Here is a 3,635-nt window from a genome sequence, read left to right as displayed (position 1 = left end):
GAGAACGAGAACCGCTGGCGACATCACACTGGTGTCGCGGCTCTGGCGGGCACGCTTGCGGAGACGGTGGGTAAGTGGTCGGAGAAAGCTTCGCAAGTAGGTAGCCGATACGCATTGCGGCTTGAACGGACAATCGGAATCTGGTTGCGTGCAGGCGGTCGACTATTGGGTATCGGCACGGGAGTTGTGATGGCCGTGTGGGATTTTCGGCGTGGACTGCAGGAGTTTGGAGAAGGAAACGGTTGGGTAGGAACATTATTCATCGGTTCCGCTCTCGGCTCCAGCGTTGCTCTGATTGCTTTTTCTGGTTGGGGGGCAATAGTGTTCGGTTCTGCAGCACTAGCTACGGGTATTGGTATCGTTTTAGTCGTTTTAGTAGTCGTGATTGCGGTCTTAATCGAGATTTTCAAGGACAATAAGCTCCAGGACTGGATGGAGCGCTGTTACTTCGGAAAGTTTGACAAGCTTGAGCGTTATCAAGGCTCGGGAATTGAATTGAAAGAGCTAGATTTGGCTCTCTCAGACATGCAGGGATAAGAAGCAATGGACTATGCAGGACGTGATTTCCGTAATATTCGTTTTCCCGTTGATCGTCCTCTGACTGAGGAGGAGCGTGCAGCGCAATTCCACCAAAAAGAGTCTTGCAATGCTCGTCCGATGGATTTTCTGTCAGTAATCAAGGTTAACAGTAGCTATATTGATCTAGTAGACCGTTGGTATCCAATTGCCGGCTTCAGTGTATGGTTTGGAACATGCATTGCAGCACTAGGGGCTGCAGGAATATGTATCATTATCTGGGCGTTTTTCTGGGCGCCGGTGACTAATCAGCGTGAAGCCCTCTGGTTCATGCTAATTGTCTTACTTCCTGTATCAATCGCAGTGTTTGCTATGGGTTGCTTTATCATCCGCACTGAATGTGGCCGCTACACCCACTACCCCATGCGCCTGAATCGCAAAACGCGACAAGTTCATTTTTTTCGTCAGAATGGCACAGTGCTTACCGTCCCTTGGGACTCGTTATTCCTGACGCTGGGCGAATCAAAAAGCCCCCTCTCCGGTACCACCCATGATTTGCGAGCCCATGTGCTGGAAGATGATGGCAAAACGGTACGTGAGTCGTTTTCGCTGGGGTATACCTTTCCCGGGAAGAAAGACTCAATGGATAAGTTCTGGGCGTTTCTGCAACCCTACATGGAAGAGGCAGATGGCGTAGAACGCACGTATCAAGAATTGCGAAAAAGTCTGTTGATGCCGTTGGAGAGTCGTAGAGAGGGGTGGCGCTGGAGCATTTTTCGCACTTTTGCGCCAGGCCTCCACTACCCATGGACAATGTTTCTCTTATGTATCCCGTTAGGCCTCAATGCCGTCGGTCGCATGCTCGCGATGAGCACCAGCAAAATACCGCAATGGCCGGAAGAGGTGGAACAGGCGAACCCCGTGGACGCGGATGATCCTTATGTGCTGACCTGGCGGGACAACGGTCCGCTCGGATGGTGGGAGCTTTACTGGCCGTTGATCTGTACCGTCGTCGGCGTTGGCACTTTTGTAGGCGTTATCGCTTGGGTCGTCTCTGGCCTCTGGCGATAAATGGCTAGGCTTTTGCGGAAGGCGTGAGCCGCGACGCTATCGCAGCCGGCGGAAAGCCCGTGACGATTCCCCTGCTTGACCAGCAGAGCATGATGTTTGAGCTGGAAAAACAGAAAAGCCGTTTGGAAGGGCTGGATGGGAGCACCAAGTTCATTGAGGCCATCTGTGTACTTGTCTCTTTCTTTGAGACCGGCAGTGCCCTGAAGGACAAGCCAGAGAGCCTGGAAACCTGGTGGAAAATGCTGGGTCCGACCTTGGGGGTACTCCAGGTAACGTTCGAAATCGCTGGTGATCGCAATATGCGCCGGGGCCTGGCTGCCGGTGGGCAGATGGCCTACACCCAGGCGGCGCGGGGCACCCAATACCTTAACATTGGCAATGGCTTGAGAGTGGCCGGGGCGGTGATAGGCATTATTGACGGCTTCATGGCCCTGGCCGAAGCAGAGTCGATGGCTCGCAGGGGCGAGTTGCGGTCGCGGGTCCGTACCCAGGCGTTTCTCGGTGGGCTGGGTATTGGCGGTGGGCTGCTAGCTCTGGCTGCCTCCTCCCTGGTCCTAATACCCTTCATCATCGGTGTCGTTATGCTGATTGGCGCCTACCTGCTGGTCAGGCTGGTGCCGAACAACATTGCGACTTGGCTACGACGCAGTCTTTATGGAAAAGAGCAGGAAACCTTCCGCTTCCAACCGTTTCAGTCCATGCGGGAGGAGCAGGAATCCCTGAAGATGGTGTTCAGTGGGATTGAGTTTGATATAGATGTGGTTAGAAAAATTGACTCCTGGGGTGGAACCTTAATGCCACCAAACTGGTTGGATGACATTGGGAACAGTAGCTCGAAGGGGCTCAATTTGACGGTGACCATAAAATTTCCGAAGGGATTGGCTGGGGTGTTGACGGTTTGGTTGAAGTATAAATCTCCAGAAGGAAGCGAGAGATATTTGAGTGGCTCAAGGTATGCGGATGGCGAGCTTTTTCCGATAGATCAGCATGGCCAGTCGGCTCGCTTTTCTGAATCAAAGGATATTGGGGATGTCCAGTCTTTTTCTCCTGAGAGTTCTGGGTTTAGTTTGGAGGTTGAAAACGAACGAAGCATACTGAGCCATGGCATGGACATCCAAGCCAGAGAAGGAAAAGTCGTGGCTACCGTATGGTATATGCCAGAGATAGGCACCTCCCCTCGCGAAGATTATGTTGTGGAGCTTTCAAAATGATCAGATGGTTTTTGGGCGTTTCTTTATTGGTTTTGTGTCCCCTTTTGTCTGCGGAGCTGGCTTTCAAGGGTGAAAAAGTGGTGGAAATTTTCTATGAGCAGGACTTTGAGGCCAATCTTGCCAAAGCAAAATCAGGTGATATGAAAGCTCAATATCTGGTAGGCGCTGCCTATCTCTATGGTCTTGAAGATGAGGATGTGGAAGTTGATGAGAAAATGGGGCGGTTTTGGCTCCAAAAATCTGCAGATCAAGGTGCCGCTGAAGCCTATTCTGAGCTGGCTCGAATCTATCGCTATGGCATTGGGGTGGAACGGGATGCCAGTAAGTGGGAGAAATACCTCATAGAAGCTGCTGAGAGAGGGATGTTATCAAGGCAAACAGATCTCATGAAGCTCTATCGAGACGGCAGCCCCGAAATGGGAGTTGAAAAAAACGAACAAAAATATATTTATTGGCTTAAAAAAGAAGCAGAAGCTGGGGCACCCATCTCCATATACAATCTTGCATGGAGTTATCGAGAAGGCCGTGGCATTGAACAGGATATCGACAAAGCGTTTGAGTGGATCATGAAGGGGGTTCAAAAAGATGATGGATCTGCCCAAGCCTATGCTGCGGAATTTTTTGAGGAAGGATTAGGCACAGAAAAGGACTTGGTAAAAGCCTATATGTTGTATGACCTGAGTACCGGTATAGGCCGAGAAGCGAAAAGCGAGTTGGCTAAAAAAATGAATGATGATCAGATTGTTAGTGGCCAATTAAAGTGACCCACTACTGGCCATTAATTTTGACCCACCCCCGGGTGGCCGTCAGGCCACAGAACCAGCTACTGTCCCCCGC

General features: G+C 51.1%; 4 protein-coding genes. All 4 read left to right on the top strand.

Features of this window, described 5'->3' with window-relative positions; all coding sequences use genetic code 11:
* A partial coding sequence (locus tag BY454_RS16990) for a hypothetical protein (RefSeq protein ID WP_219820665.1) occupies positions 1–537 on the top strand: 537 nt, incomplete at its 5' end.
* 6 nt (positions 538–543) lie between these two features.
* Complete coding sequence (locus BY454_RS16465; protein ID WP_104417645.1) at positions 544–1,587, top strand: DUF6708 domain-containing protein; 1,044 nt, start codon at positions 544–546, stop codon at positions 1,585–1,587.
* Positions 1,588–1,646: 59 nt separating this feature from the next.
* Positions 1,647–2,798 carry a hypothetical protein gene (locus BY454_RS16460; protein ID WP_146082738.1) on the top strand — a complete coding sequence of 384 codons (1,152 nt, stop codon included), beginning with the start codon at positions 1,647–1,649 and terminating at the stop codon, positions 2,796–2,798.
* Positions 2,795–3,562 (top strand): tetratricopeptide repeat protein, encoded by a 768-nt coding sequence (locus BY454_RS16455; RefSeq protein WP_181049738.1) that lies wholly within the window; start codon positions 2,795–2,797, stop codon positions 3,560–3,562. The genes BY454_RS16460 and BY454_RS16455 overlap by 4 nt, the downstream gene beginning before the upstream one ends.
* Positions 3,563–3,635: the final 73 nt, after the last annotated feature.

Source organism: Marinobacter persicus (assembly GCF_002934325.1).
GTDB lineage: Bacteria > Pseudomonadota > Gammaproteobacteria > Pseudomonadales > Oleiphilaceae > Marinobacter > Marinobacter persicus_A.
Note: the sequence above shows the minus strand (reverse complement) of the source record. Positions and strands in the feature narration are given on the sequence as shown.

Excerpts from the sequence above, each read along its gene's own strand:
- BY454_RS16465 (WP_104417645.1), top strand. The coding sequence starts at position 544 with ATGGACTATGCAGGACGTGATTTCCGTAATATTCGTTTTCCCGTTGAT.
- BY454_RS16455 (WP_181049738.1), top strand. The coding sequence starts at position 2,795 with ATGATCAGATGGTTTTTGGGCGTTTCTTTATTGGTTTTGTGTCCCCTT.